Below are 26,116 nucleotides of genomic sequence, written 5' to 3' on the forward strand. Positions count from 1 at the left end.
TTTACTGCGCTGTTTCTATCGTTTCTTCTAACATTGGCGGCTCATATTTGCGTATTTGAATGAGCATGCCAAACATCGGGTGATCAAGATAATGAATTTCACCACTGCGAATAACACGAAGTTGCTGCATCGGATAACTATTTAAGACAGGTATCGTTTTATCTTGAGGTTCGACAATATTAGTTTCTTCAACCGTAAGCGGATTGCCATTTTCATCTGTTAGTGCATTGTCACCTTCAGTTTTGGCTGCCGCGATATTTTCAATTTCAAAGTCTTCACTTGCTGGGTCGACGTTAACGTTAGCATTATTGAGCGTTAGTTCGGTATGTCCAGTTGCTTTCGGTTCTAAATGAATCCCTAATAATTCTAATAGGTCAATATTTTCAACATTCGGTGCTAGGTCTGATGGTTGTGACTCACTTGCAATTATGTCCTCAGCAGTAATGCTTCTAGTGCCTTCTTTACGCACAAACAGATCTGTTTTTGCATAAAGATAATGCTCCAAATAAATGGTCAGCTCACCATCAATCTTCCACACTGGTGTTGCTGGTACTGGAGGCGTTACAGCTACTGAACCTGCTAGCGTATTACCAGCTTGAGTATTGGTTTTTTGTACACTCACGCCATCATCTATGGTTGTTGTGTTATCCAAATCAATGATATTTGATTCACCGACAGTACTGCTAACCGAGACCGCTAACTCTGGCGATGTATCGGCTGCGATGATTGGAGATACAGCAGGTGTTAGTGTACGAACAATCGCATCACCATTTTGCTTATACTGTTGTTGATAATTCTGACCTGCAAATAAGCGTATCGGTATTGCTGCGTTACGATCTTGTGGTTGCATGCGCCATGCTGAGTGTAAGACAACATTATAATTGGCGTGATTATTCAGTGCATTAAATTGTTCTGTTAGTTGCAATTCACTTGCTGGTACAATTTGTAGCGTTGGATCTTTGGCATCCTCTTTTAAATTAGCACCATCAATAACAACATTTGTTGCTTTGATAATGTCTACATTGGTATTAGTATCTTGTACCAAAGATTCATCTCGATCACTACCAAACACAGGTAAGGTTTGACTATCGTCGATAAGTGTTGGCTGCTGACCACCAGTAATGACATTACTTTCGTTCGCTAACCCTCGCTCATTGTTGTCATTACTGCCATGCGAGGTGATTAAATTATCATCATTGATAAATAACGCCATCGGATCCTTATTCTGTTTTGAATAAGTTGGATACGAAGATTGATCCCAATGTTCTATCACTTTAGCTGGATCGATATTCCGTTCGAATAGAATAACTTCAACTTCAAACCAACGTTCTTCATCTGCAGCATTAACTGCAAATGAACTACCAAGGGATAAACCTACTAATAAACTGATTAACGACTTTTTCAACGTTTAACTCCTGCAATCTTATTTTTTGCAAATTCTACTAACATGGCTTCAACTAGTGTAATGCGATCTTTTGCATCCGGTGATTTGATTGCAAACTTCAATTTTGATGGTCCATCCATGCTATAAACACGAGGTTGTTGCTGGATAAGACGGATAAGATAACCTACATCAACCTGATTATCATCACCAAAGCTAATATAGCCACCAGCGGGGCCTATTTCAAGTCGTTTAATACCTAAAGGCGCTGCTTTCAGCTTTAACTCGGTTTGACGGATCAAATTTTTAGCGTTATCAGGCAATAAACCAAAACGATCAATCAGCTCTACTTGCACCTCACGTAGCTGATCTTCACTTTGACAACTGGCGATGCGTTTATACAATGATAAGCGAATATTAACGTCATGAATGTAATCATCAGGTATGAGTGCTGGTACACGCAACTCAATTTCTGTTTGGTTTTTCAGTGCTTCTTCAAGTGATACTGACTTACCGTTTTTAATGCTTTTCACTGCTTGGTCGAGCATGTCCATGTACAGCGAGAACCCAATCGAGCTAATTTGACCACTTTGTTCATCACCTAACAACTCACCGGCACCACGGATCTCAAGATCGTGTGTGGCTAATGTGAAACCAGCACCTAAATCTTCTAACGAGGCTATCGCTTCAAGACGCTTTTTAGCATCACTGGTGATACGTTTTGGATGCGGCGTTAATAGATAAGCATAAGCTTGGTGATGCGAACGACCGACACGACCACGCAATTGGTGTAACTGTGCTAAACCCAGGTTATCTGCGCGATCCATGATGATGGTATTGGCACTTGGAATGTCGATACCGGTTTCAATAATGGTGGTGCAGACTAATACATTAAAGCGCTGATGATAAAAGTCAGCCATGACCGATTCTAATTCACGCTCTGCCATTTGACCGTGCGCAGCAACAATACGTGCTTCCGGTATCTGTAACGCCAGTGCTTCCACCGTTTTATCGATTGAATCTACATTGTTATGTAAGAAGTAAACTTGGCCGCCACGCATGATTTCACGCATGATCGCTTCTTTTACAACGTTGTCATCATATTGGCGTACGAATGTTTTAACAGCTAAACGCTTAGCGGGTGGTGTGGCGATGATAGATAAATCACGCATGCCATTCATCGCCATGTTTAGCGTTCTTGGGATTGGTGTTGCTGTTAGCGTTAATATATCAATGTCAGCACGCAGCGCTTTTACTTTTTCTTTTTGACGGACACCAAATCGATGCTCTTCATCAATGATCAGTAATCCTAGGTCAGAAAACTCAATTTTATTACTGAGTAATTTATGTGTGCCAATCAGCAAATCAACCTTACCGTTTTTAACATCTTCTAGAATAAGTTTCTGTTCTTTAGCTGTTTTAAAACGTGAAATAACTTCAATACGCACTGGCCAGTTAGCAAAACGGTCTTTGAAATTCTCAAAATGCTGTTGTGCAAGTAAGGTTGTTGGCACAAGTACGGCAACTTGTTTGTCATTCATTATCGACATGAATGCAGCACGCATTGCAACTTCTGTTTTACCAAAGCCTACGTCACCACAAACCAGACGGTCCATGGTTTTGTCTTGGCGCATATCATCCATGACATCTTGAATTGCGGTTTTTTGATCGTCCGTTTCTTCAAACGGAAAGCCATCAGCAAAGGCCGCGTACGATTCTTTATCGCATTTATATTGGAAACCACTTTTAGCGGCGCGCTGTGCGTAGATATCCAATAATTCTGCAGCAACGTCACGAACACGCTCCATTGCTTTACTTTTGGATTTCTCCCAGCTATCACTACCGAGTTTATGTAACGGCGCTGATGCTTCACCGGCACCGCTATAACGACTGATAAGATGTAAGGCTGACACTGGCACGTAAAGTTTTGCTGTATTGGCGTATTCTAGGGTTAAGAATTCAGTTTCCATACCGGCATTGGTAATGATCTGTAGTCCCAGATAACGGCCTACACCATGCTCGATATGCACAACAGGTTGGCCTATGCTTAGCTCCGTCAGGTTTCTGACTAATGCATCATTGTTCGCTTGCACTTTCTTGTCGGTGCGACGACGCTGGATGATTTTGTGGCCAAGTAATTCATTTTCACAAATGATAGCGACATTGAGTTCATCAATAATAAAGCTGTTTTCACACTGACTAACCCAAATACCAATCACAGGTTTGGCTTTCAAGAACTTGGCGATACTGGTGATCGCTTTTGGCTTTAACTTGGTTTTTTCAAGTAACTCCAATAATGTTTCACGACGACCTTCAGATTCAACGCTAAAGATGACTTTACCGTCAAACCCTTCTATAAATTCAAGCAGTGGGGCAAGTGGGGCTTTCTTCTGATGATTAACTGATATCTCTGGTAATTTACTAAAACCCAGGTTGGTATTACCAGATTTTTCACTCAGTAGTGTATTACTTAAGCTGACTTTACTGTAATGGCCAAGTGCTCGGAATAATTCTGCAACGGGTAAGTAAAGTGTACTTGGCGCGAGTAATGGACGTTGAATATCATGGCGACGGTCTTCGTAGCGTGTTTCAACATCTTGGAAGAATACTTCTGATGCTTGATGTAATTCACCAACTTGAGCGATGGTTAGCTGCTTAGGTAAATAATCAAATAAGGTAGCCGTTTCAGTTAAGAATAATGGATGATAATACTCAATACCTGTTGGTAAGAAACCTTTACTGACTTGCTGATAAACCGACTCCGCTTCACGCGATGGTGTAAACAATGCTCTAAACTGCTGGCGGAATAGCTCAATGGCTTTAGCATCAGTTGGGAATTCATGAGCGGGAAGTAAGTTAATCGCTTCAAGGGTTTCTTCCGAGCGCTGGGTCTCGGTATTAAAACCACGGATCTCTTCCACTTCATCATCAAAGAAGTCGATGCGAAACGGCGAGGTACTGCCCATCGGGTAAAGGTCAAGAATAGAGCCACGGGCGGAAAATTCACCGTGTTCTAATACTTGGTCAACGGCATTATAACCGCTGTTTTCTAAGCGCTGGCGCATCGCATGCATATCAATCTTATCACCAGTTTTGACAATTAAGCTGTGCTGGTCTAAAAAACTAACCGGAGCGATACGCTGCATCAAGGTATTTACCGATACAATAATCAGCCCACTGGTGGTTTGCTGAAAGCGGTGTAGGGCATGAATACGTTGCGAGATAATATCTTGATGTGGCGAGAAATTATCATACGGCAGTGTTTCCCAATCAGGAAACGTAATTAGCGGTTTGTCATCGGCTAAAAAGTGACGTACTTCTTGTTCGAGTTTCAATGCACTTGGAGTGTCTGCAACAACCACAAGAATAGGGGAGCTGGTTTGGGTGCACAGCTCTGCAAGCGTGAATGCCAGGCTGCTGCCAACAAGGTTACCATAGGCGATCTTGTCGCCTTGTTTTTTTGGTAACGGTAAAGAAAGAATAGCTTTTGATTTCATAGGTTAAGTGATCTAATCGTAATTGTTGAGGATTTTGTTATTGATCATCTTGCAGATCGAGTTGCTGGCGTTGCTCGGCGCGTTGCTTAAGCTGTAACTGCTGAATACGTAATGTAGCACGTATCAATATTTCGCGGTCAATATCACGGATGCGTGTATACGACGCTGTGTACTCAATCAGAGTATCATCAGTTTCTAGTACTTCTCGCGAAGAGATGATGCCATAGCAGTAAACAGCAGACGCATCATTGGGTAAGAATATCTTAATGCGTACCGCTTGTTCTAATGCTAAATCGCCATGGGCTAAAAATTTAACTTCGCCAGCACCAAACACTGTGGTGTTAAAGCGTGATTCAGGGTGATCTTGTTGCGCTAATACATAACCCATGATCAAGTTGATTTTATTATTTTGCATCTGTAGAAAATCAGCAAGTGCATCAGCTTGTTCACCAATATTGCGGATGGATCGCAGCGCATTGCTATCGATTTCGGCAACGTCATTGGCCATTTTAAAGGGCGTAGGCATTTCGTTTTCCAACGCTAATCGAGATGTTGGGACTTTATCAATCGAAACCGGTTCAATATTGACAGATAAACTGTGTTTAATAGAAAAATATTGTTGCGTCATTTGCTGTCATCCTTTTCTAGATTGCTAACCAGTCATTGTGGCATATTAATTTATATTTATCTTGATTAGTTTATTGCTATGCGCTTTTAAGGCGCTGTTTTAAACCAGAATAACTAATCGGTCACAAGTTTATCTGAAGGTATGATTTTACTTGCTCATTAGTAGTCATGTCTCTAGAATGAATAGCAGTTTTTAGCAAGGTCTTCTTAATTATATTTATGTATTACCCTCTGAGTTTATTCATCGGGTTGCGCTATACTCGCTCGAAGCGCAACAACCGATTCGTATCATTTATTACCTTATTTTCGACCGCTGGTATCACCATAGGTGTGTTAGCCTTGATCACTGTGTTATCGGTAATGAATGGTTTTGAGCAAGATTTAAAAGTTCGTATTCTTGGCGCTGTTCCACACGTCATCGTGACGCCTAAAGTAGGCGCGGGCAATGTCGATGACAGTTTAGCTGCATTGGTAAACGATCCTTTAGTCGCGGCAGTCACGCCTTTTTTACAAGCTGATGCCATGGTGCAAAGCAAAAGCCAAATCCAAGGCGCGCAGCTACAGGGAATCGACCCTACCTCTTATCCACAATGGGACGTTATTCGCCAGAATATGCTTATTGGTGATATCTCATTGTTACAACCTGGTAAGTACAACATCATTATTGGCCGCAGCATGGCCAAATCATTGGATGCTAAACTCGGCGATAAAATAAGACTTATCTCTACTAAAGGTAGTGTTTTTACCCCGATGGGACGTGTACCGAGTCAACGTAAATTTACCGTGGTTGGGATTTATTCTGTCGGTTCTGATGTCGAAGCCACTCAGGTATTAGTGAATATTACCGATGCCGGTAGGTTGGTGCGTTTGTCACCGACGAGTCCGATGCAGCATCGTGTGTTTGTCCACGACCCTTTTTCAGTGAATGAATTAGCCAGCCGAGATTTCTTCAGTAACTTTGATTCGTTGGATTGGCAAACTGCCCGGGGCGAATTATTCCAAGCGGTAAAAATGGAAAAGAACATGATCGGCTTATTATTGTTCTTAATCATCACCGTCGCTGTGTTTAATATATTGTCATCGTTAGTCATGTTAGTGACAGAGAAAGAAACGGACGTTGCTATCATGAAAACTTTGGGTATGAATAGACCCACCATAGTACAAATCTTTATTATCCAAGGTGCTTGGACAGGTGTATTGGGTGCAATGGCTGGTGGTCTTGCGGGCATTGCTTTAGCCGCGAACCTCAATGAGTTTATGTCGCTTATTGGCCTCAACTTGTTAGCGCAAGCATCTGGCGGTGCACGACTATTACCTGTTTTATTTGATTGGTCGCAGATCGCATCAATTATTTTCGGTGCGATTGCATTAAGTCTACTCGCAACACTTTATCCTGCATTTAGAGCGGCAAACATAAAACCTGCCGAGGCATTACGTTATGAATAATTCTTTATTAGTTTGCAATAATCTCGAAAAAATTTACCAAGAAGGTAATCTTGATACTCATGTATTAAAGCAAGTGTCATTGACGGTTGAAAAAGGCGAACTGATTGCGATTGTTGGCCGTTCAGGTTCAGGCAAGAGTACCTTGTTGCATTTGATGGGGGCATTGGATACGCCAACGTCTGGTTCTGTATATCTTAACGGTGTCGATATTCACAACATGTCAGAGAAACAACAAGCGTCGATGCGCAACCAGAATATGGGCTTTGTGTATCAATTTCATCACCTGCTTAATGAATTTACAGCGTTAGAAAATGTCTGTATGCCGTTATTAATTGGCGGTATGAAGGTGACGTTAGCGAAGCAAAAAGCCTTGGCTATGTTAGAACGCGTCGGCTTATCGCATCGTGTTGAACATAAACCCAGTGAGCTTTCTGGTGGTGAACGTCAACGTGTTGCGATTGCACGTGCGTTAATTAACGAGCCGAATATTGTCTTAGCAGATGAACCGACAGGAAACTTAGATCAAAGCAGTGCTGATACTATTTTCAATTTAATTAAAGAGTTAAATGAAACTTGTGATACTGCTTTTATCATTGTTACTCATGACGAACAGCTTGCAAACCGATTAGGTCGTACTTTGCACATGGCTGATGGTGTCTTGACTCATGATAATGCATCGGTGCAGGTAAGTGCTGTGATGGAGGACGTGTAATGTTTCGTCCGTTAGCAGCTTATATCGGATTGAGATATACCTCGTCAAAGCGCCGTAATGGTTTTATTGCGTTTATCTCTGCGTCATCAACAGTTGGTATTGCACTCGGTGTGATGGTATTGATCATTGGTTTATCAGCAATGAACGGTTTTGAATATGAGCTCAAAAATCGTATCTTAGCGGTTGTGCCAAATGGTGAGCTGGAAGGGGTAAATAAACCCTTTAATGATTGGCAAAGCACCCAGGATAAACTGCTCGCGCATCCCGAAGTTGTCGGTGCCGCGCCTTTTATTAAGCTCAATGGCTTATTACAAAAAGGTAATGAATTAAAAGCGGTACAACTTCGTGCTGTTGACCGTGAGGCTGAAAAACAAGTATCTGAAGTATATCGTTATGTTGCCCAAGGGAGCTGGGATAGCCTGGATGATCCGATTAATAACAGACAAGTTGTTATTGGTCGTGGTATTGCGAAAGCGTTGAGTCTAGAGCTTGGTGATTCTGTCACGGTATTATTATCGCAGCAATCGGGCCAATCCTTTAAAGCGCCACGTCGTTTTAACTTTACGGTCTCCGGCATTATCCATCTTAGCGGTCAATTAGATAACAATCTCGCTTATGTCCCGTTGAGCGCCGCTCAAGATATTCAAGACAAAGCGTTTAAAGCTGATGGCATGAGTATTAAGGTTACTGACATCTTTGCGGCTAACCGCATTGTGCGTGAAGCGGGGAATCAGTTAAATCATTACCTCTACATTCGTAGTTGGATGACTAGTCAAGGATTCTTATATCAAGATATTCAGATGGTTAAAAGCTTGATGTACGTGATTTTGATATTAGTGATTGCCGTAGCGTGTTTTAACATTGTGACTACGCTGGTTATGGCTGTAAATGATAAGCGTGCTGATATTGCGATTCTGAAAACAATGGGCGCTTCAAATGCGTTACTGCGACTGATCTTCATTGTTCACGGTGGTATTAACGGTATTCTTGGTGTGGTATCAGGTACTATCTTGGGTATTTTAATCTCCGAGAATTTAACGGTGATTATCAAGTTTATCGAAGGTTTGATCGGTCATGAATTCTTGTCTGGTGATATTTATTTCATTGACTTCTTACCATCACAGTTGGCATTGAATGATGTGTTGGTGGTTGGTGGTGTTGCTATGCTAATGAGTGTGGTAGCGACAATTTATCCAGCTAATAAAGCCTGTTCAGTGCAACCTGCACGTGAGCTAGGTAATAAATAATACACGATCCTCCTTATATTCTGTCGGTAAAAAAAGGCCACATCACTGATTAAGTGATGTGGCCTTCTCATTTTTAATACTTATTTTGTGCGTGATGCTGAACGCTTCTTCCAAGCGCTAATTATTTTCCAACGCCACAGCCAGCGAATACTAAAATAACCAACAATAGAAAAGAATGTACCAGATACAAAGCAGCCGAGTAAGAATGCCGGGCCATATAAGGATATCGCCTGTATTAACCATTCCATCGTCAATTCAAAAGTGAACGGGTGAACGGGAACTTGTAATATCCATGCACCTAAAACATAAGTGGCATAAAACATGGGGGGCATGGTCACAGGGTTCGATAACCACACTAATGCGACAGACAAAGGTAAGTTAACGCGAAATAAAATAGCAAAACCGGCGGCTAACAACATTTGGAAGGGCACGGGTACAAAAGCCATAAAAAGACCGACCGCAAAAGCACCTGCTGCAGAGCGGCGATTTAAGTGCCAAAGATTAGCGTTGTGTAATAGGTCACCGAATATCTTAAGGTGTTTATGTTGTTTGATTGATTCAGGATCGGGGAGATATTTTTTAATTAAATTCTTAGGCATAATTCTAATCAAATGTCAGGGGTAATGAATGACCTTAAAGGCCGTAATTCTTTCAATTACCATATTAATAGGTATGTTCTTTGTAGATATAGAACGCATTCAATTTATCACAATAATGACAGTCGCTGCATTCATCCTTGTTTACGCTAAAGTACCACCTATATTGGTACTTATTTTTGTCGTATTAAGTGGGTCTATTTTGTATAAAAACAACGTGATAAATGAAGCTAATACGTTATTTTACAATTCTAGGTCCCAACACCAACAACCATCAATTAAAGTAGCACAAGACCATATCATAACAGCCGAAATAATAACATTAGTAAATACAAAAAATCGACTTTCGTTTGATGTAAAGGTGGTTAAAATCAATAATACTTTACCTTCCTTTCTTGAACCTAAACTTGAACTAAAGTGGTTTAATCCAGACTATGATTATTCGGGGGAAGTTGGTATTGGTCAAGTTTGGCGGTTTAAAGTACGATTAAGTAACACTAAGCGGTCGTCGTTATTATCTCGCCATATACGCTATGCCGGTATAATAACAAAAGGCGAGATAATAGAACCTCAGTTTAGTTTACGCGGCGACTTGTATCAAGTATTCAAGTCTGTATTGCCCGCTAATCCCAACCCTATGTTGTATGCATTAACTTTTGGTGACCGAAGTTATATCAGTACAGCACTCTGGACGCAGTTTAAACTTTTAGGTATTGGTCATCTTGTTGCGATCTCAGGTTTGCATATTGGTCTTATATTTGGGTTTTGTTATCTCTGTATACAGCGATTGTTAAGATTATTTAAAACCCCCTATAATCTCGCTATTTGTTTGTCGATCAGTCTGGTAGCTGCAATATTTTATGCATGGATTGCGGGTTTTTCTTTACCCGCGTTACGGGCGATTATTTTGTTGAGCCTTCATTGTTTATATCGTATCCAGTATTTCAAGGTTACCTTGTTGCAACTGTTTTCAAGTATGTTGTTGGTTACTTTAGTACTTGACCCCTTAACTGTCTTTGCAATTAGTTTTTGGTTAAGTTTTTCAGCGATGGCGGCGGTATTTGTTGTTGTTTGGCTTAACCACAAACAATCTCAGCAGACTCTCAATCATATTATTATTGTAAGTGGCCAAGGGGAGGTTGTGGACTTACTTTATCGGGTTAAGCTTGCTGTGCAAATTTCGATGAATAAAGTAGCTTATCTTTGTCATAGTCAGATACTTCTCACATTACTGATGTTGCCGATTCAAGTCACCGTCTTCTCCGGATTTAGTTTACTGTCTGTGTTGGTTAATTTGATTTTCATTCCTATTTTTAGTGTATTCGTATTACCGGTATTATTAATGGCGGTGGTCTTACTTGTTATTGCACCAAGCGTTAGTAGGATACTGATTGGCGTTGTTAATTATCTTTTAAATAACATTCAAGGTATATGGATAAGGTTAACCGCGAATGATGTAGTGTGGGTCGCGTTTGGCGGTGTGTCTAATGGGGTATTGCTCAATAGTTTATTGCTTTTGTTTATCCTATTAATTTGTAGTGTTATTTTTAAACCAATGCGAGTAACATTTCATTCATTATCCTTGTTATTGTTACCTATCATTGGTTATAACTATTTAAATTAAATTTGGAGTGTTTATGAACCTGACTGTTAAAGCCGGACTGCTATCTGCGTTGTTATTTCCGGGGGCGGGGCAATGGCTGCTAAAGAAACACTTAAGAGCGGCAATATTTGCGGTTGCTGCTGGGATCCCGTTATATTACATAATGGATATAACCATGACCCAAACACAATTAATGGTTGATAAGGTATTGAGATCGCGAAGTAATTTAGACATAGAAAATATCGCTGCATTGGTTAATCAGCAGATGGTAAATATAGATACGCAAGGTGTACAGTTTGCCACTTTTGCGTTACTTTGTGTTTGGGTTATCAATATTTTAGATGCTATTAAGCTTGCCAGAAAACATGCGGATTAAAGAAAGCCTTATGTTTGTTAACTCGCATCATAAACGTGCTACATTCGTTGTTTACTCGTCAGTATAAATGGCCGAAAGTGCTCGTTCTAAGGTTTCAAAATGAAACACAAAACCACTATCAAGTAATCGAGTTGGTAATACCCGCTGACCGTATATAATAATATCGGCACGTTCACCGAGTAATAGCCTTAATAGTAACTTCGGGGTAGTGATACGTGCTTTGTTATTAAAGCTTGCGGCTAATTTATCCGAAAACTCACGATTAGTGACTGGGTTTGGCGATGTAAGGTTGAAGGTTCCTGAGCAGGTCTTATGCTGTATTAAATAATGGATGGCGGCAACCATATCATCGATATGTATCCAAGACATATATTGGTCACCTTTGCCTATGGGACCACCTAGTCCTAATCTAAAGGGTAATTCCATTTTTTGTAAGGCACCGTTATTTTTACCGAGCACGATGCCAGTTCGCAATATGGCAGTGCGTGTGTTAGGGCAGGCTGTCCGAGCGATCTCTTCCCAGTGTTCACACAAATGACTTGAGTATTCAGGATAATGACGACCGTGAGTCTCATCAATTGTCTCACTACCTTGACGCCCGTAAACCCCAATCGCAGATCCACTGATAAATACTTCCGGTGTGATTGTTTTTGTTGCTATAAAGTCGGCTAATTGCTGCGTTATTTCCCAACGACTGGACTCTAATATGTGTTTGTGTTTATCACTCCACATTTTATCCATAATAGGTGACCCCGCTAAATTGATAACGGCATCAATATGGATGGCACTTGGCAGTTCCTCTAATTGGGAGATGAATTTAATATTACTTGTGGAGATATGTGAAAAGGTTTTCTTTGCATTACTGACATTACGGGTTAATACCGTAAAGTTATAATCTTCATGGTGTGTATTAATGAATGCTTGGCCGATGAAACCGGTGCCACCCGTTATCAATATATGCATGAGTTTTAAATTTTAAGTTATGTTACTGCTTAGTATAGATCAACTTGGTATTTATAATAGTAATAATATCGTCACTATAAGTAATAAAAAGCAAGTTAGATAATGACCTTAACTTGCTTTTTATTATCAGATTTATACATTGATAACGCGAATGTTCACGTGTTGTAAATTAATAATTTGCGTTACAAAATACCAGTACACGTTTCTTTGCACGATCAACGACGTTGCATTGAGGTAAACTGGTGATCAGCAGTTCAGTCTCGTTTGATTTTCGTATAACAAAATAGGTGTCTTTTGTTATGTCTTGTACTGCAACTTCTAGTTTTATTTTACGTTCAACAGCCACGCCACGTGAGTAAAATTGTGCTGAGAATGGACGTTTGTCGATATAGACTAACTCTTTATTCTGAGCTTGTGCTGACCATGTTTGCATCAACCCTTTCTCAGATTGTTTACTCGCCATTTCCGTGCGTAGTAAAATGGCGACAATTAAAATTAATATCGGTGTTATTAAGCCTATTTTATAGACCTTGGTTGATAGGGGATTGTTACGTTGATATACCACCATCAATAATGCGAACGCCGGTAGGCAAGGCATGACATAACTTGATAAAATGTTACCGCTAAATGTGAACAGTAATAATGGTGCTAATAACCAAGCCCATAAGAAGCTGGTGTAGTTTAGCTCTACCGTGTCTTCGTCTTGTTGTGTTCTAGTTTCACCTTTTGTTCTTTTTGTCGTTTGTATGCTTTTAACCCATTGATAAATAAATAACGGTGTCCATGGTAGTGCTGAAGCAATCGCAAATAGCCAGATTGTCCCTTTTATCTCTTTGTGTGCGGTGCCGTATAAATCACCTTGCCAGCCACTGACTAAGAAACGTTTAATATGCTCGCCAACAATAAAATAATTAAGGAAACCCGGTGAAGAGTCCTCCGCGATAATGTACCAAGGCAGGCTCGTCGCAAGGAACAGCGGAATGCCAGTTTTCCACGGTAAACTACGGAACATGCTCATCCAGGTTTTGTTAAACAAGGCCCAAATAAACAAGCTCATACCAATGAGTACTAATGATAAAGGACCTTTCGCTAACATACCTATTGTTAAACCGATGAAAAACAAATGTCCCCATAATGCCGATTTGTTTTTATAGTTGAGCCAAAATGCAGCCATACTTAAGGTAATGCCGAGTGTCAGTGCCGTGTCTGTCATTACTGCGCCTGTGACAACGATAAATGTTGCAGTCGTTGCCAGAATACCTGCCGCTAGCCATGCCTCTTGTTTACGCTCTGACCGTGAATGTGATGGGGTGATGCTGTAAGCAAGCAGTGCGACGATGAATAACACCAAACCACCAGCGAGTAGGTGCGGTATTCTAACTGCGAATTCATTTAAACCAAAGAGTGTAATACCTGTGGCGCTCATCCAAGTGAATAGTGGTGGTTTGCCCCAAAATGGTACGTTGTAATCAAACATCGGCGTGATCCAGTTGCCTGTTTCTGCCATGATCCTAGCCATTTCACCATAACGTGCTTCGGTAGTATCCATAAGAGGAAAAAAACCAAGGGTAAATAATCTTATTGCTATCGCGGCGATAACAAGTGTTATCGCTATTTTGGTTAAAGATACATTGTTTACTGCTTTAGACATGTTAAGACTAGCCTTGTTTAAAATTAGTATTGTGTGCTTGGTGTGCTTGGTGTGTATGTCGGGGGTTATTGGTATGCCTGCTTAGGTTGAAAGCTATATTGGGTTCTGCGGTTTGTTCATTCATTACAATAAAGTTGGGACGTTGTTTTGATTCAATAAATAAGCGACCGACATACTCACCCATCAGACCAATCGACAACAATTGTATGCCGCCAAGTAATAATACGACGGTCATTAATGAAGGGTAACCAGCAACTGGGTCGCCCCAGAATAGTGTCTTACTCACCAGCACTATTGCCATCATTACCGAAATAATGGATGTGACCACCCCTGCTGCAGTTGCGATACGTAAGGGTCTGATACTGAAAGATGTAATACCTTCAAAAGCGAGGTGGATAAGTTTGGTGTAATTCCACTTCGTTGTGCCAGCTTGACGTGCGTCACGGTCAAATTGCAGCGTGCAAGTATTGAAGCCAGGCCAAGAGAGTAAGCCTTTCATAAAACGATTACGTTCTGGTAAGTTATTAATAACGTCGACAACTTTACGATCAAGTAAGCGGAAGTCACCAACATTACACGGCATTTCAATATCAGCGAGACGGTTGATCAATTTATAAAATAGGTGCGCTGTTGTCCGTTTTAACCAGTTTTCACCATGGCGTTCTTTGCGCTGCATGTTAACGACATCATAGCCATTTTCCCATTCGCTGATCATCTGTGGAATTAACTCGGGTGGATCTTGTAAGTCGGCATCCAATAGTATTACCGCACGACCTACTGTATTTGCCATGCCCGCCGTCATCGCCGCTTCTTTACCAAAGTTACGACTGAGCTTTATGCAACGCACGGTATGATTGTTAGCGGTAAAACCAATGACTTGTGACCATGAATCATCATTACTACCGTCATCGACATAAATGATCTCGCACGGTTGCTGTAGAGTATTCAGGACAGCTATAACACGTTGGTGACAGTCTGTTAGTACTTCATCTTCATTAAAAAATGGGATCACGATAGACAATAAAGGCGGCAATGTGCTTTTATTTGCCTCTCTGTGTTCGGTAATGGATGTGATACTGGCTGGCATAGTAAATTCCGAGATGGATAACAATGCATGCAGTCTAGATCAAGCTGTGTGGAATTAATGTTTTCGACATGTTTTTGACATTTTTACATTATTTCGACATCAAATTTGTCATAATGACATGGTATTTAATTATTGGATTGAACGGTTAATGAAAATATTATTAGTGGAAGATCATCAAGATATAGCAGGCATCATCTTTGATTTTTTTGAGATAAAAGGTTACACCTTAGATTATGCGCAAGATGGTGTGCATGGTTATGAACTTGCTAGTAATAATTATTATGATTTAATTATTTTAGATATTCAAATGCCGCGTATGGATGGTTTGACCGTTTGTCAAAAGTTAAGAGAGCAGGGCAACGATACCCCCATTTTAATGCTCACAGCGCGTGATACCCGTGAAGATACGTTGGCTGGATTCGATTGTGGTGCCGATGATTACCTTATCAAACCCTTTGATCTCGATATTCTAGCTGCCCGTGTGCAAGCATTACACCGCCGTCGTAGTGGAAAAAATTCAGCCAAAAAATTAACCTTTAATGAATTATCATTAGACTTGAAAACCCATATTGCCACTCGTAATGGTTGTAATTTTGAGTTAAACCCAACTCAGTTTACGATTTTGAAATTGCTGATGATGCGCAGCCCTGAGATCGTGACGAAAAATGAAATTATAAATGCTATTTGGGGTGAAGATGAACCCGAAGGTGACATTTTACGCAGTCACATTTATCAGTTACGTAACCAGGTTGATAAGCCTTTTCAATCTCATTACATTAAAACCTTGTCGAAAATTGGTTATCAACTTATTTCTGTTAAATAGTTAGGCTTAGAGATTATTATGGCGAAAGTGCGTTCGGCTAAACAACTCACATTTATCTATTTTTCGATTGTGGCGTTCGCGATCATCATGATCCATGCAACAGTACTTGATTCAACACTCGAAAGTATTGAGCAATTAAGTATTCAGAATAGATTAATACTGCAAAAAGAATCGATTATTGAAAAATCAAAATCATCTGGACACGCTCGTTCGTTTAAGATTGATGAATTTACAAGAGGTTATATTGACCGTGTCACTTTACCTGAGCTGGTGGATGAGAATTTATACCTTCCTATTGATGAAGCCGTTGAAATTCGACAAAATAATTCTTTAGGTACAGAATTTTTCTTGATGAAACTTGCTACATTGGATCAAGACAATCCGTTCATTTACATTGTCCATAGTGACCCTGCTTTTGAAATGGGCGAAGAGGAGATAATGTGGACACAATCATGGCAGTCGTTGACTTCATTGTTTCTTCTCATTGTCGCTTTATTAGTTGTTATGCGTATTGCAGACCGACTAACCGCACCGATATCAGTATTAGCTCAACAGATTGCGCGTCGCTCACCGGATGATACCAGTGATATCGAACTACCTGCGGGCATTGCGACTAAAGAATTATTACAGCTTGTTGATAGTTATAATCAGAATCAACAACAGAAAAATGCGTTAATTGAGCGAGAGCGCGCCTTTAATCGTATGGCGAGTCATGAGTTACGCACGCCATTAATGGTGATGAAAGGGGCGACTAATTTATTGAGTTATAGTAATGAACCTGAATTTATCAAAAAACAACAAGTACGCTTGCAAAGTGCAGCAAATGAGATGAATGATTTTATTGATGCATTACTGTCTTTAACTAAATCGGAACAAGACTTAGCGCTATCAAAACGAGAGCTGACTAAAGATGAAATCATGGTGAGTGTGGATGCACACAGTGCTTTACTTAGCTCAAAACCTGTCGCTGTTAACGTGATCATAAAGCAAGCGCCCCTAGTGACTATCCCTGAAGTAGCGTTAAAATTGTTACTGGGTAATTTATTAAAAAATGCTTTTGTGTATACTGAATCCGGTGAAGTGAAAGTCGTTGTTGATTGCAACTCAATTACTGTTATTGATACTGGCATTGGTCTTTATAATAAACAACGTAATGATGAAGGGCATGGTTTAGGTCTGTTAATTACCAGAGATATTTGTCGTAAATATAACTGGCAATTTGAGCTTAAAAATAATGAGGCTGGTGGCTGTAGTGCGATTATATCGCTGTAGATTGATTGACTACCGATTTACCTGTTTAGCAAATACCCACCGGTCAGCTAAAAAATAGTTAATTAGCATGCCGAATATAATACCTGGGATGATTGCTAAGATTGCCGCAGTTCCAGTGAGAGATAAAGCTGACACTAAAAACCAATAGCAAAGTAGGTTAGGGATCGCACCGAAGCATGATGAGCATAGAAATTTACTCCACTCTTGAAGTAATCCTGAATCACTGTCTAATTGTTGCTCTTTAAAGGTAAAAGTACGGTTCAGTAGCCAATTGCTATTTACGGCAAAGAAAAACGCCAGTAACCGTGCAGCGAATAAAGGCATTAATGTCGAGAATAATATCATAGTGCTTAAATCGACGATAAAGCCAATGCCACCGACACAAGCAAATTTAATATATTTGTTATTCATGTTTAGTCTTAGCTAACAGGTTTGAAATTGTAAACCTAACATCTGAGATGTAGAAAAAACGTGAATAACAAAATCAGTTGCGCTAGTGCATGAGCTGGATACCTAAAGCGAAACTTAGTTTTATGTTTTACATTATGTAATAACTTACAATAAGAAATCTTCATAAATCGGGTTAAATACGGTCGCACTATTTATTAATGCATTCGCGGTGAGCGCAGGTACGCCATAAACTTCGGCTCTGACTTGATGACGTGCTTTTATCGTATCAAGCAAGATAGCAAAGTCACCATCACCAGAGAGTAGGATGACAGTATCGACAGACTCTGCGACTTGTAACACATCGATCGTTATCCCAACATCCCAATCACCTTTTGCGCTGCCATCGCTGCGTTGGATAAAGGGTTTTAGTTTTACATCAAAACCAATATGTTTGAGTGCATCTTGGAACTTTCGTTGCTGATCATCATTTCTGTCAATCGCATAAGCATACGCAGTGACTACGTCGCCTTGCAATAATAAATGCTGCCAGAGCTTGCGGTAATTAAACTGACGCCCGTAAGTTTGGCGAGTGGTGTAGTAAATATTCTGTACGTCAACGAACACAGCGATTTTTTGCACTATATATTCCTATTTTTCCGCGGTAGATTTATCAATTACCATGATAATGGATTATGTTTTGTTTGCGTATTTAGCGAGGTACTGATCCAACGCATTACCAAATGCCTGTTTATCTTTTACGCCTAGTGCCGCTGGCCCACCTGTCATTTCCCCACTTGCTCGCATGGTATCCATAAAATCACGCATATTAAGACGCTGACGGATATTACTTAGTGTGTACTTTTCGCCACGCGAAGTAATAACGTGCGCGCCTTTTTCGATCACTTCAGCAGCTAAGGGGATATCTGAAGTAATGACGAGGTCATCTTTCGACATTTTTAATACGATGTGATCATCTGCAACATCAAAACCTGAAGGGACTTGGGTCATTGATATATAAGGCGAGGCTGGTACACGTATGTAATGATTCGCGACAAGCACTAATGGTACTTTTACACGTACTGCAGCACGAAAAAGAATTTCCTTCATTGGGGTCGGACAAGCATCTGCATCAACCCAAATTGTAATATTGTTTTTCATATAACCTTCATACTTATTTAAAGGGGGTATTTTAACGTATAAAAAGATAAAAATGTTGGTGAGTTGTTATTTATTAGCCATACTTAATTTAAGTTCACAGGGAGACTATTATGTATAAAAAGTATATTTTTAAGAGATTGAAAATTATACGAAAATGCTCTTGTAACAACAAGTTAAAATTCATGTTGTTGATCGCCATGATAACACCTATTAGTCATCCTGTTTCCGCGCTACCACTTCATCAAGTTTCGATACTTGGAAGAACGACTAATGTGACAAGTAATATCAGTACAGCCGACAATGAACACTATGCATATGTAAATCATAATAATACACAACCAGATAATCTTTTACCAAAAAATTATCTGGTTAGTGATGTTACAGTTTCCAAGCAAACGCTACAGTTTTCAAGTCGTGCTAGTTATCTAAACTGGCTATCTGTGCAATATATCTGGGAGGATATAGTATTTCCTGGGTTATTACGCATCGGTGATCGAGATCCTATAGTGCATGAAATTCATTCTCGGTTAATATTACTGGGTGATAGCGACGAGCAATTACATTTATCAAATATTTACACTGCAGAAATAGCAACAGCAGTACGGCATTTTCAGCGACGACATGGATTAACTGCCGATGCTGTCATCGGTCCAGATACGCTAAAATGGCTAAATCTTAATCCCCTACGTAGAGCTGAATTGTTAAGTCAAAATATGGAAGAAAAAATCCATTTTATGGCTAATTTGGGCGACAGATACCTACTTGTTAATATTCCTGCATATGAACTACTGCTTAGCGATCACGGTGAGATAGCCTTGCGATCCCGAGTCATTGTGGGTAAACCTAAAAAACCAACGCCGATTTTAACCAGTGAAATTAAAAGCATCGTTATTAACCCAAGTTGGCGGGTGCCAAGGAGTATCTTAGAAGACGATTTATTACCGAAAGTTCAAAAGAATGGCGATTTTTTTACCCAGAGTAATTTTAAGGTATTTGACTACCAAAACCAAAAAATTGAAAAATCTGCTGAAGAATGGCAGCAACTCGCCAATGGTCAATTCCCATATCGTCTTGAACAAATGCCGGGTACGAATAATGCACTCGGACGATACAAACTCTATTTTCCTAATGATTTTAGTGTTTATTTACATGATACAACCAATACGAACTTATTCAATAATACCAATAGAGCATTATCTTCTGGTTGTATTCGTATTGAAAAAGTAGATGAATTGGCAGATTGGATCGCAAATAGTTTAGTCGATAATAAAAAATTATGGTCGCATCTTAAATTTACACGAAAAACAACTAAGTGGTTTCCGTTAAATGATGTTTTACCAGTACATTTGGTATATTGGACTGCCTGGATTGATGACCGTGGATTAAGCCAATACCGTGACGACATATATGCTTTGCAGCAATAAAACTTGATCAAATAGGTGATTGCATATACATTCCTCTGCTTCTGTATAAAAAGTGATCAATGGTGGTATAGTGTCAACAGTATGTCCAACACGTAGAAAGGTGTTAGTAGGTCTTGGTGGATTAGCTGCATGTTCAGTTATACCCGTTCACGCCAGTCAAAGTGTAATAGGTTTGAGAGAACTTGGTTTTTACAATATCCATACTCGAGAACGTGAGCACGGTAATTATTGGGTGGATGGTTTATATCAGGACGATACACTCCAAAATTTTAGTCATGTACTTCGAGATCACAGACAAAATTTAGCAGCGCCGATGGATAACCGCTTATATGAGTTATTGTATCAGCTAAATAGAACGTTAAATGTGTCTGAAGAATTTCATGTTATATCTGGCTATCGCTCGCCTAAAACGAATCAGATGTTAGCGAGTAAAAGCCATGCTGTAGCGACGAAAAGCTATCACATGCGCGGAATGGCGATTGATATTTCGATGCCTGATGTGCAACTATCTCATCTACGCGATGCGGCTATTTCATTAAAACTAGGTGGGGTTGGTTATTATCCTAAGTCAGGCTTTGTCCATGTTGATACTGGGCCTGTGAGGCTTTGGTAGAACTAGGTTGTCTAAAACGAATTTCTTTAGGCAACCCACTCATTTTACTGTTACCACTGCTTTCGCTTTATCCTTCGTTCCTCCAGTACAATTAGCCGAGAAAGGACTGCCTCTGCCAATTAGTATATTGTGTTCTAGGGTAACCTTATTCAGCTTCGGGTTTAAGAACGTAGTAAAGAGACATATGGCGACAAACTTTTTTGCTTCATCTACAATAATGTTATCTTTGATGACGGTATCTCCATGTCCAACAGCAATCGCAATCGGGCGATAGCCTGAGCGATTATGGATATTGGTGAGCACGTTACCTTCGATTATGTAGCCTCCAAACTCTGCAAATGATGACTCGGTTGCAATTGTGATCGCGGCATTGAATTTTAGGTTAATATCGTTGATGGTGTTATTCAGTATTTTAACGTCATAGGCATTGGCTTTGACATCAATGGCTTCGTTGCCTGTATGGTGGATGATGTTATTCATGATTGTCACATCTCTCACCGTATGTTGTATCCGTAATCTAGATCTATCTTTAGTGTATGACCCATCACCAATGTATAAACCTTCTCCGTATTGAGGGTTCAGCATGCCAGTATTAAACACAATGTTGTCTTTAATTAGGTAGTGACTACCACCGTAATGACGAGGCTTAATTGAAATAGCTTGATTACCAGTATTAAATACACGGTTTGATGTAATTGATATGTTCGAGGAATCTTGTATCAATATGGCACTTAAACCACCAGTAATAATCAATCCTTCAATAATTATACCGTTTGAATTTTTTATTGTTAAACCTGTTCCTTGGTAGTACCTACTTTTTATTGTGGTACCGAGGTATTGTAAAGGTCGTATTATGAGCGGCTTACTTCCGCTGTTAAAGTCTTCAATCAAAATTACTGGCTGATAACTATCAGCAAGACAGACCACGTCACCTTCAATATAGCGTTCTAAAGCAAGACTCAACTTGGTAAACGTTGGAGTTGAATGAGATGGTTTGTGCTTACTGGTTGAAATTATTTTTGTGCAGTCTTGGGTTGTATTTGTTACTTCAGCATTTGCTGTATTTGTAAATGTAGCCATATGTAAAACTAAAATAACTAAAATAACTTTGTTTTTATATCTATTTATAGGGTTATACATCATACAGAACCTTGTAACGGGGTAATGCAAGTGTGTTAATGATAGTGCATTAGACTCACATTAACATTTAGTGCGATGCCAAATTCTTATCTAGCGTCTAATATCATATTTATGCTTACTTAATATTATATCAATATCTAAATTAGATATGTTTGTCTTTTAGTGGTTTATCACCTCCCAGTTGGATTCTTTATGAATGTTGTTATCTGGCTTGAAAAGTATGGTTTATTACTTATGTTATTGTTTTGTCTTGGTGTTTACTCTCCTGACTTTAGTAATAAGATTAGTATGATGGATCGTGAATTAGATGTGATTACCGATAACCTTGCCCAGAGCAATGCATTCAAACAAGTCTTTTGGGTATTTGTATTCATGTTCTTTTCGTTTAGATTCTTTATCAATACAGAAATAAATAAATTAAAACCAATAATAATAAATAAAATATTAATTTTAGTTGCCATTTGTTTTATTGCTTTACTCAGTGCTGCTTGGTCAAATTATCCAATAATCTCAATGAAACGGGCTATGTTTCAGATTCTGTTTTGTACTTCGGTAGCGCTAGGACTTTGCTTTTCTTATTATCATAAAAGTATCGAACTCAATCTAAAGGGGGCTGTGATTATATGTATAATTATGGTATCGCTAGCCATTATTCAGGGCGCGGGATTTAATGAAAATATGCAATTGGCTGGTTATTTAAAATCAAAAAATACCATGGGTATCAACTTAGCGGTACTGATTATTATAAGTCATATGTGGGTAAAATCCTTTGATATAAACAGTAAATTTTTAAATGTAATGTTAATCTTTCTGTTTTTCTTACTCATTTTAACCCAAAGTAAAACAAGTATTGTACTTTGTATTATATATTTTTTAATGATCCACCTTAGTTTGTTTAAAATTAAAGTGATAACGTCTTTTTTTACTGTCGTTTTTTTTAGTATATTTGTTTTTATACCTGGGGTTAGTTATCACTTAAATGATTATCAGCATATTGCATTATATGTTGATGACGATTTCTTTACTGGACGAGGTGTTATATGGGATGCATTATATTATGATCTTACATTTTTTGATGAAATAACATATGGTTATGGTTATGGTAGTTATTTTGGCGTGGGTATAATACCGTTCGTATTAGATGATCAATATAGTTTTTTACAGTATATATCATCGGCACATAATGGTTATTTAGAATTGTTGTTACAATTTGGCGTTGTTGGAACATGTTTTATATTTATGTTTTTCATTTTATCGATGTTGAAATCTAACAATCTATACTTCCATGCGGCACTCATTATACCTATCTTTCATAATGTAACTGAATCAACGATATTTAGAGATGCAAATATGGCATGGTTTTTAATGCTTGTGATTATTGTTTCATCCGGTATCTATCTCGTTAGCAACGAAGTGAAAAGTAAACGCTACAGTGTGATTTAAATATCGGCTCGTGATTGGTATATATACTTATGAGTAAAATAAATAAAGAACTGAATAAAGGGATTCTTAATAGTCTAATCGGAAAGTATTCGCTTTACCTACTTCAAATAACATCATTATCCATTTTAGCACGGTTATTCACACCAGAAGATTTTGGTACCTTAGCAGCGTTACAAGTGCTTATTCTTTTTTTTCAGTTGTTAGCCACATCAGGACTCGCACCTGCCATTATTCACCAAGAAATAATCACTATAGATCAGCGTAATGGTATCTTTACTGCGACACTGATTATTGGTATATCTCTATCTGTTTTATTCATTTATCTTACGCCGTTACTGGCGAACTGGCTTAATTTAACTCACGTTAGCTTGTTAACATATGTATTAGCTTTGAATGTGCTTTTTTCAGCAATTGCAATGTTACCATTGGCTTCGTTACAAAAAGACACCCAATTTATTATTATTGGTAAAGCCGAGATATTTGCAGAAATCATTGCATTAATAGTCTGTATTCTACTCTATTTTTTCGGTTTTGGGGTTGTAGCACTAGCAGTTAAACTGTTAATCACACCGGTAGGCCGGTTTGTATTTTATTATCGATTTTCAGTACTGACTGAATTAGGCCAGGCAAAATTCGGTACTAAGATATCGAGCATCGTACCATTATTTGCGGTAGCTAAATTTCAGCTTGGTTTTAATATACTTAATTTTTTCTCTAGAAATTTAGATACTTTATTAGTGGCTAAATATTTTGGGGTGACGACTGTAGGTTTTTATGAAAAAACGTATCAACTTATGCGTTATCCACTGCAATTGTTTACTTTTGCCATCAATCCAGCCCTGCAGCCTGTATTAACGCGTTATAAAAGTCAGCCTGATATGATTTTCACTGCTTATTATCAATTGGCTTATAAATTAGGGGTGTTAGGAATACTGACTGCTACCATCATGTTTTGGTATGCTGGTGATATTATTTTTATATTATTTGGTTCTCAGTGGTTGGCAGCGAGTGAGTTGCTTAAAATATTAGCACTGTCTATTCCGGTCCAAATGGTCTTAAGTTCAACAGGCGGGTTGTATCAAGCTATGGGTGCGACCAAGCAGATGTTTTACTGCGGTGTTTTTTCATCGATTGTAAATGTTTCCGCTATCATGTTTGGTGTTTATACGGGGGAAATGACAGTGTTGTGTACCAGTCTGGTTGTCGCCTTTATCATTAACTATTTCCAATGTTTTTATGTTTTACATCATAGTGTATTTAAAATAAAAAAAATAAAACATTTTATTGTATTGTCTTTTTTAGTTTTGCTTTGTTTAGTTAACCTTTTGTTTACATCAAGTAACGACATGCCGCACGAGTCGTTTAACTATTTAACTAGTTTTTATAATATAGCCAATATAGTTCTGCCTCTTATGCTTATTGCGGCTTCTGCATTTATATTTCACATGAAGCGTAAAGTTAAAAGCTAATTCGTTACGTATTGTTCTCACTATCCACAATATGCATTGGTTTTCCTTACCTTAACTACCAATAAAATAACGACTTCTTTTTCCTAAAACCTTAATTACGCACATTGACAACAATGAACTAATTACGATGACTAAAATAAACTTTACTAATGTTGCGGTCGTATCGCCAAACCCGACATTTAATAATGTTTCGTCAATTGATACGCGTGTTAACAGAATTAAAACATAACCATGAATGAAGTAAATTGAGAATGAGATTTTAGCTAAAAAAGATAAAGGTTTTATATTAAAGTTTTCCAATGCGTTGATTGATGTGATGAAAAAAAGTAATAATAATACTTTTTGAATATACATTATATCAATGCCAGAAAAAACGAATAAATCTTTATGGCTACTACCAACAGTGCCTATTATATTCCCCTGTATATAAGCAAGTAATATGGCTAAAAGTAGAAACAATATGTTATAGCTTTTTATTTTATTTATTAAATCTTTATTTACAACGCAATACACGCCTAACAAATAAAATGCAATATAGTAGATAAAAGAATGGAATGGATTCAATCCCGCAATTGGGCGGTGAGCTAGCATTGCCAGGATAGACAGTGCGCATAAAATGGACTGTTGGGTTCTATTGGTTAACGAAGAGAAACGTACTATAAACGGAGCACTAACGAACAGCAACACTGCACAGGGGACATACCAGTAGGCGGTGATATGCCGTCCTGTTAATATATTTAACAAACTACCTTCCATAACTGTAACATCTCCGAATAATGGATGAAAGTTACCCTTGGCAGCTATATTGATGATTGCAGGTATTGAACAAATAATATAGGGCAGAATTACATATTTAAATTTCCGAGTTAAATATAATGGATAGTTAAATTCATTTTTTTGCAAATGTTGGAATAAATAACCACTAATGAATACAAATAATGCTGTAGAGCCTGATACCAAATTAGTAAATACAGGGTTGTCAATTTCGACACTACCGACATGAACATGAGCAGCAACAATTATTAGTATAGCTATGCCACGAAAATAGTGAAAAGAAGTAATAAACATACGTACTCTTTTTATTAACCAACATTGTAATATCATAGTTTACTATTTGAATATTTTAAATGTATGTAGCTATGCCGATGTGTTTACAGCCATATAAAAAATCGCTGCTATAGTTAATGGAATATTTGAT

The 26,116-nt window shown here is 38.7% G+C and carries 23 protein-coding genes; 11 read left to right on the top strand and 12 right to left on the bottom strand.

Annotated features, from left to right (window positions below; translation table 11 throughout):
- Window position 1: 1 nt before the first annotated feature.
- The 3 genes from CXF93_RS09930 to CXF93_RS09940 are packed head-to-tail and all read right to left on the bottom strand — an operon-like array spanning window position 2 to window position 5,506.
- Window positions 2-1,405: a CsiV family protein gene (locus CXF93_RS09930; protein ID WP_101062365.1), complete on the bottom strand. Its 1,404-nt coding sequence runs from the start codon at window positions 1,403-1,405 to the stop codon at window positions 2-4.
- On the bottom strand, window positions 1,402-4,878 hold the full coding sequence (mfd, locus tag CXF93_RS09935; protein ID WP_101062366.1) for a transcription-repair coupling factor: 3,477 nt from the start codon (window positions 4,876-4,878) through the stop codon (window positions 1,402-1,404). Before mfd ends, CXF93_RS09930 begins: the two co-directional genes overlap by 4 nt.
- 37 nt (window positions 4,879-4,915) lie before the next feature.
- Window positions 4,916-5,506, bottom strand: a complete 591-nt coding sequence (locus tag CXF93_RS09940; RefSeq protein WP_101062367.1) for a hypothetical protein — start codon at window positions 5,504-5,506, stop codon at window positions 4,916-4,918.
- A 218-nt stretch (window positions 5,507-5,724) separates the two neighbouring features.
- Here CXF93_RS09940 and CXF93_RS09945 point away from each other — a divergent pair, with 218 nt between their 5' ends.
- The 3 genes from CXF93_RS09945 to lolE are packed head-to-tail and all read left to right on the top strand — an operon-like array spanning window position 5,725 to window position 8,910.
- Window positions 5,725-6,951, top strand: a complete 1,227-nt coding sequence (locus CXF93_RS09945; protein ID WP_101062368.1) for a lipoprotein-releasing ABC transporter permease subunit — start codon at window positions 5,725-5,727, stop codon at window positions 6,949-6,951.
- Window positions 6,944-7,663 carry a lipoprotein-releasing ABC transporter ATP-binding protein LolD gene (gene lolD, locus CXF93_RS09950; RefSeq protein ID WP_101062369.1) on the top strand — a complete coding sequence of 240 codons (720 nt, stop codon included), beginning with the start codon at window positions 6,944-6,946 and terminating at the stop codon, window positions 7,661-7,663. The genes CXF93_RS09945 and lolD overlap by 8 nt, the downstream gene beginning before the upstream one ends.
- The gene (lolE, locus tag CXF93_RS09955; protein WP_101062370.1) at window positions 7,663-8,910 is read left to right on the top strand and encodes a lipoprotein-releasing ABC transporter permease subunit LolE; all 1,248 of its coding nucleotides are present in this window, start codon (window positions 7,663-7,665) and stop codon (window positions 8,908-8,910) included. Before lolD ends, lolE begins: the two co-directional genes overlap by 1 nt.
- An 80-nt stretch (window positions 8,911-8,990) precedes the next feature.
- On the opposite strand, the gene CXF93_RS09960 is transcribed toward lolE, so the two are convergent.
- Complete coding sequence (locus tag CXF93_RS09960; RefSeq protein WP_101062371.1) at window positions 8,991-9,509, bottom strand: DUF2062 domain-containing protein; 519 nt, start codon at window positions 9,507-9,509, stop codon at window positions 8,991-8,993.
- Between the two features lie 28 nt (window positions 9,510-9,537).
- On the opposite strand from CXF93_RS09960, the gene CXF93_RS09965 reads away from it, so the two are divergent.
- A complete protein-coding gene (locus CXF93_RS09965; protein ID WP_232784168.1) occupies window positions 9,538-11,130 on the top strand; it encodes a ComEC/Rec2 family competence protein in 1,593 nt (530 codons plus the stop codon).
- A gap of 13 nt (window positions 11,131-11,143) precedes the next feature.
- Window positions 11,144-11,485 carry a hypothetical protein gene (locus CXF93_RS09970; protein ID WP_101062372.1) on the top strand — a complete coding sequence of 114 codons (342 nt, stop codon included), beginning with the start codon at window positions 11,144-11,146 and terminating at the stop codon, window positions 11,483-11,485.
- A gap of 51 nt (window positions 11,486-11,536) precedes the next feature.
- Here CXF93_RS09970 and CXF93_RS09975 read toward each other — a convergent pair whose 3' ends face one another.
- From CXF93_RS09975 to CXF93_RS09985, 3 genes are all read right to left on the bottom strand, one after another.
- The gene (locus CXF93_RS09975) at window positions 11,537-12,448 is read right to left on the bottom strand and encodes a TIGR01777 family oxidoreductase (protein ID WP_101062373.1); all 912 of its coding nucleotides are present in this window, start codon (window positions 12,446-12,448) and stop codon (window positions 11,537-11,539) included.
- Between the two features lie 169 nt (window positions 12,449-12,617).
- Complete coding sequence (locus CXF93_RS09980; protein ID WP_101062374.1) at window positions 12,618-14,099, bottom strand: glycosyltransferase family 39 protein; 1,482 nt, start codon at window positions 14,097-14,099, stop codon at window positions 12,618-12,620.
- A 7-nt stretch (window positions 14,100-14,106) separates the two neighbouring features.
- Window positions 14,107-15,186: a glycosyltransferase family 2 protein gene (locus CXF93_RS09985; protein ID WP_101062375.1), complete on the bottom strand. Its 1,080-nt coding sequence runs from the start codon at window positions 15,184-15,186 to the stop codon at window positions 14,107-14,109.
- A gap of 148 nt (window positions 15,187-15,334) precedes the next feature.
- On the opposite strand from CXF93_RS09985, the gene CXF93_RS09990 reads away from it, so the two are divergent.
- On the top strand, window positions 15,335-16,009 hold the full coding sequence (locus tag CXF93_RS09990; protein ID WP_101062376.1) for a response regulator transcription factor: 675 nt from the start codon (window positions 15,335-15,337) through the stop codon (window positions 16,007-16,009).
- An 18-nt stretch (window positions 16,010-16,027) separates the two neighbouring features.
- Window positions 16,028-17,281: a HAMP domain-containing sensor histidine kinase gene (locus CXF93_RS09995; protein WP_101062377.1), complete on the top strand. Its 1,254-nt coding sequence runs from the start codon at window positions 16,028-16,030 to the stop codon at window positions 17,279-17,281.
- 9 nt (window positions 17,282-17,290) lie between these two features.
- On the opposite strand, the gene CXF93_RS10000 is transcribed toward CXF93_RS09995, so the two are convergent.
- The 3 genes from CXF93_RS10000 to CXF93_RS10010 form a co-directional block, all read right to left on the bottom strand.
- Window positions 17,291-17,692, bottom strand: coding sequence for a GtrA family protein (locus CXF93_RS10000; protein ID WP_101062378.1), 402 nt, complete (start codon window positions 17,690-17,692; stop codon window positions 17,291-17,293).
- 144 nt (window positions 17,693-17,836) lie between these two features.
- Window positions 17,837-18,310, bottom strand: coding sequence for an NYN domain-containing protein (locus CXF93_RS10005; protein WP_101062379.1), 474 nt, complete (start codon window positions 18,308-18,310; stop codon window positions 17,837-17,839).
- Between the two features lie 51 nt (window positions 18,311-18,361).
- A complete protein-coding gene (locus CXF93_RS10010) occupies window positions 18,362-18,817 on the bottom strand; it encodes a YaiI/YqxD family protein (RefSeq protein ID WP_198551671.1) in 456 nt (151 codons plus the stop codon).
- Between the two features lie 122 nt (window positions 18,818-18,939).
- Between CXF93_RS10010 and CXF93_RS10015 the strand changes: the two genes are divergently transcribed.
- Both CXF93_RS10015 and CXF93_RS10020 read left to right on the top strand, forming a co-directional pair.
- Complete coding sequence (locus CXF93_RS10015) at window positions 18,940-20,253, top strand: L,D-transpeptidase family protein (RefSeq protein WP_198551635.1); 1,314 nt, start codon at window positions 18,940-18,942, stop codon at window positions 20,251-20,253.
- A 70-nt stretch (window positions 20,254-20,323) separates the two neighbouring features.
- Entirely contained in the window at window positions 20,324-20,866 is a 543-nt protein-coding gene (locus tag CXF93_RS10020; protein WP_198551636.1) for a DUF882 domain-containing protein, read from the top strand.
- 39 nt (window positions 20,867-20,905) lie between these two features.
- On the opposite strand, the gene CXF93_RS10025 is transcribed toward CXF93_RS10020, so the two are convergent.
- Complete coding sequence (locus CXF93_RS10025) at window positions 20,906-22,009, bottom strand: right-handed parallel beta-helix repeat-containing protein (RefSeq protein WP_198551637.1); 1,104 nt, start codon at window positions 22,007-22,009, stop codon at window positions 20,906-20,908.
- A gap of 189 nt (window positions 22,010-22,198) precedes the next feature.
- Between CXF93_RS10025 and CXF93_RS10030 the strand changes: the two genes are divergently transcribed.
- Entirely contained in the window at window positions 22,199-23,449 is a 1,251-nt protein-coding gene (locus CXF93_RS10030; protein WP_101062382.1) for an O-antigen ligase family protein, read from the top strand.
- Between the two features lie 29 nt (window positions 23,450-23,478).
- Window positions 23,479-24,918, top strand: coding sequence for a lipopolysaccharide biosynthesis protein (locus CXF93_RS10035; protein WP_101062383.1), 1,440 nt, complete (start codon window positions 23,479-23,481; stop codon window positions 24,916-24,918).
- A 51-nt stretch (window positions 24,919-24,969) separates the two neighbouring features.
- On the opposite strand, the gene CXF93_RS10040 is transcribed toward CXF93_RS10035, so the two are convergent.
- Entirely contained in the window at window positions 24,970-25,986 is a 1,017-nt protein-coding gene (locus CXF93_RS10040) for an acyltransferase (RefSeq protein WP_157824439.1), read from the bottom strand.
- Window positions 25,987-26,116: the final 130 nt, after the last annotated feature.

The sequence above is a fragment of the Moritella sp. Urea-trap-13 genome (assembly GCF_002836355.1).
Classification (GTDB): Bacteria; Pseudomonadota; Gammaproteobacteria; order Enterobacterales; family Moritellaceae; genus Moritella.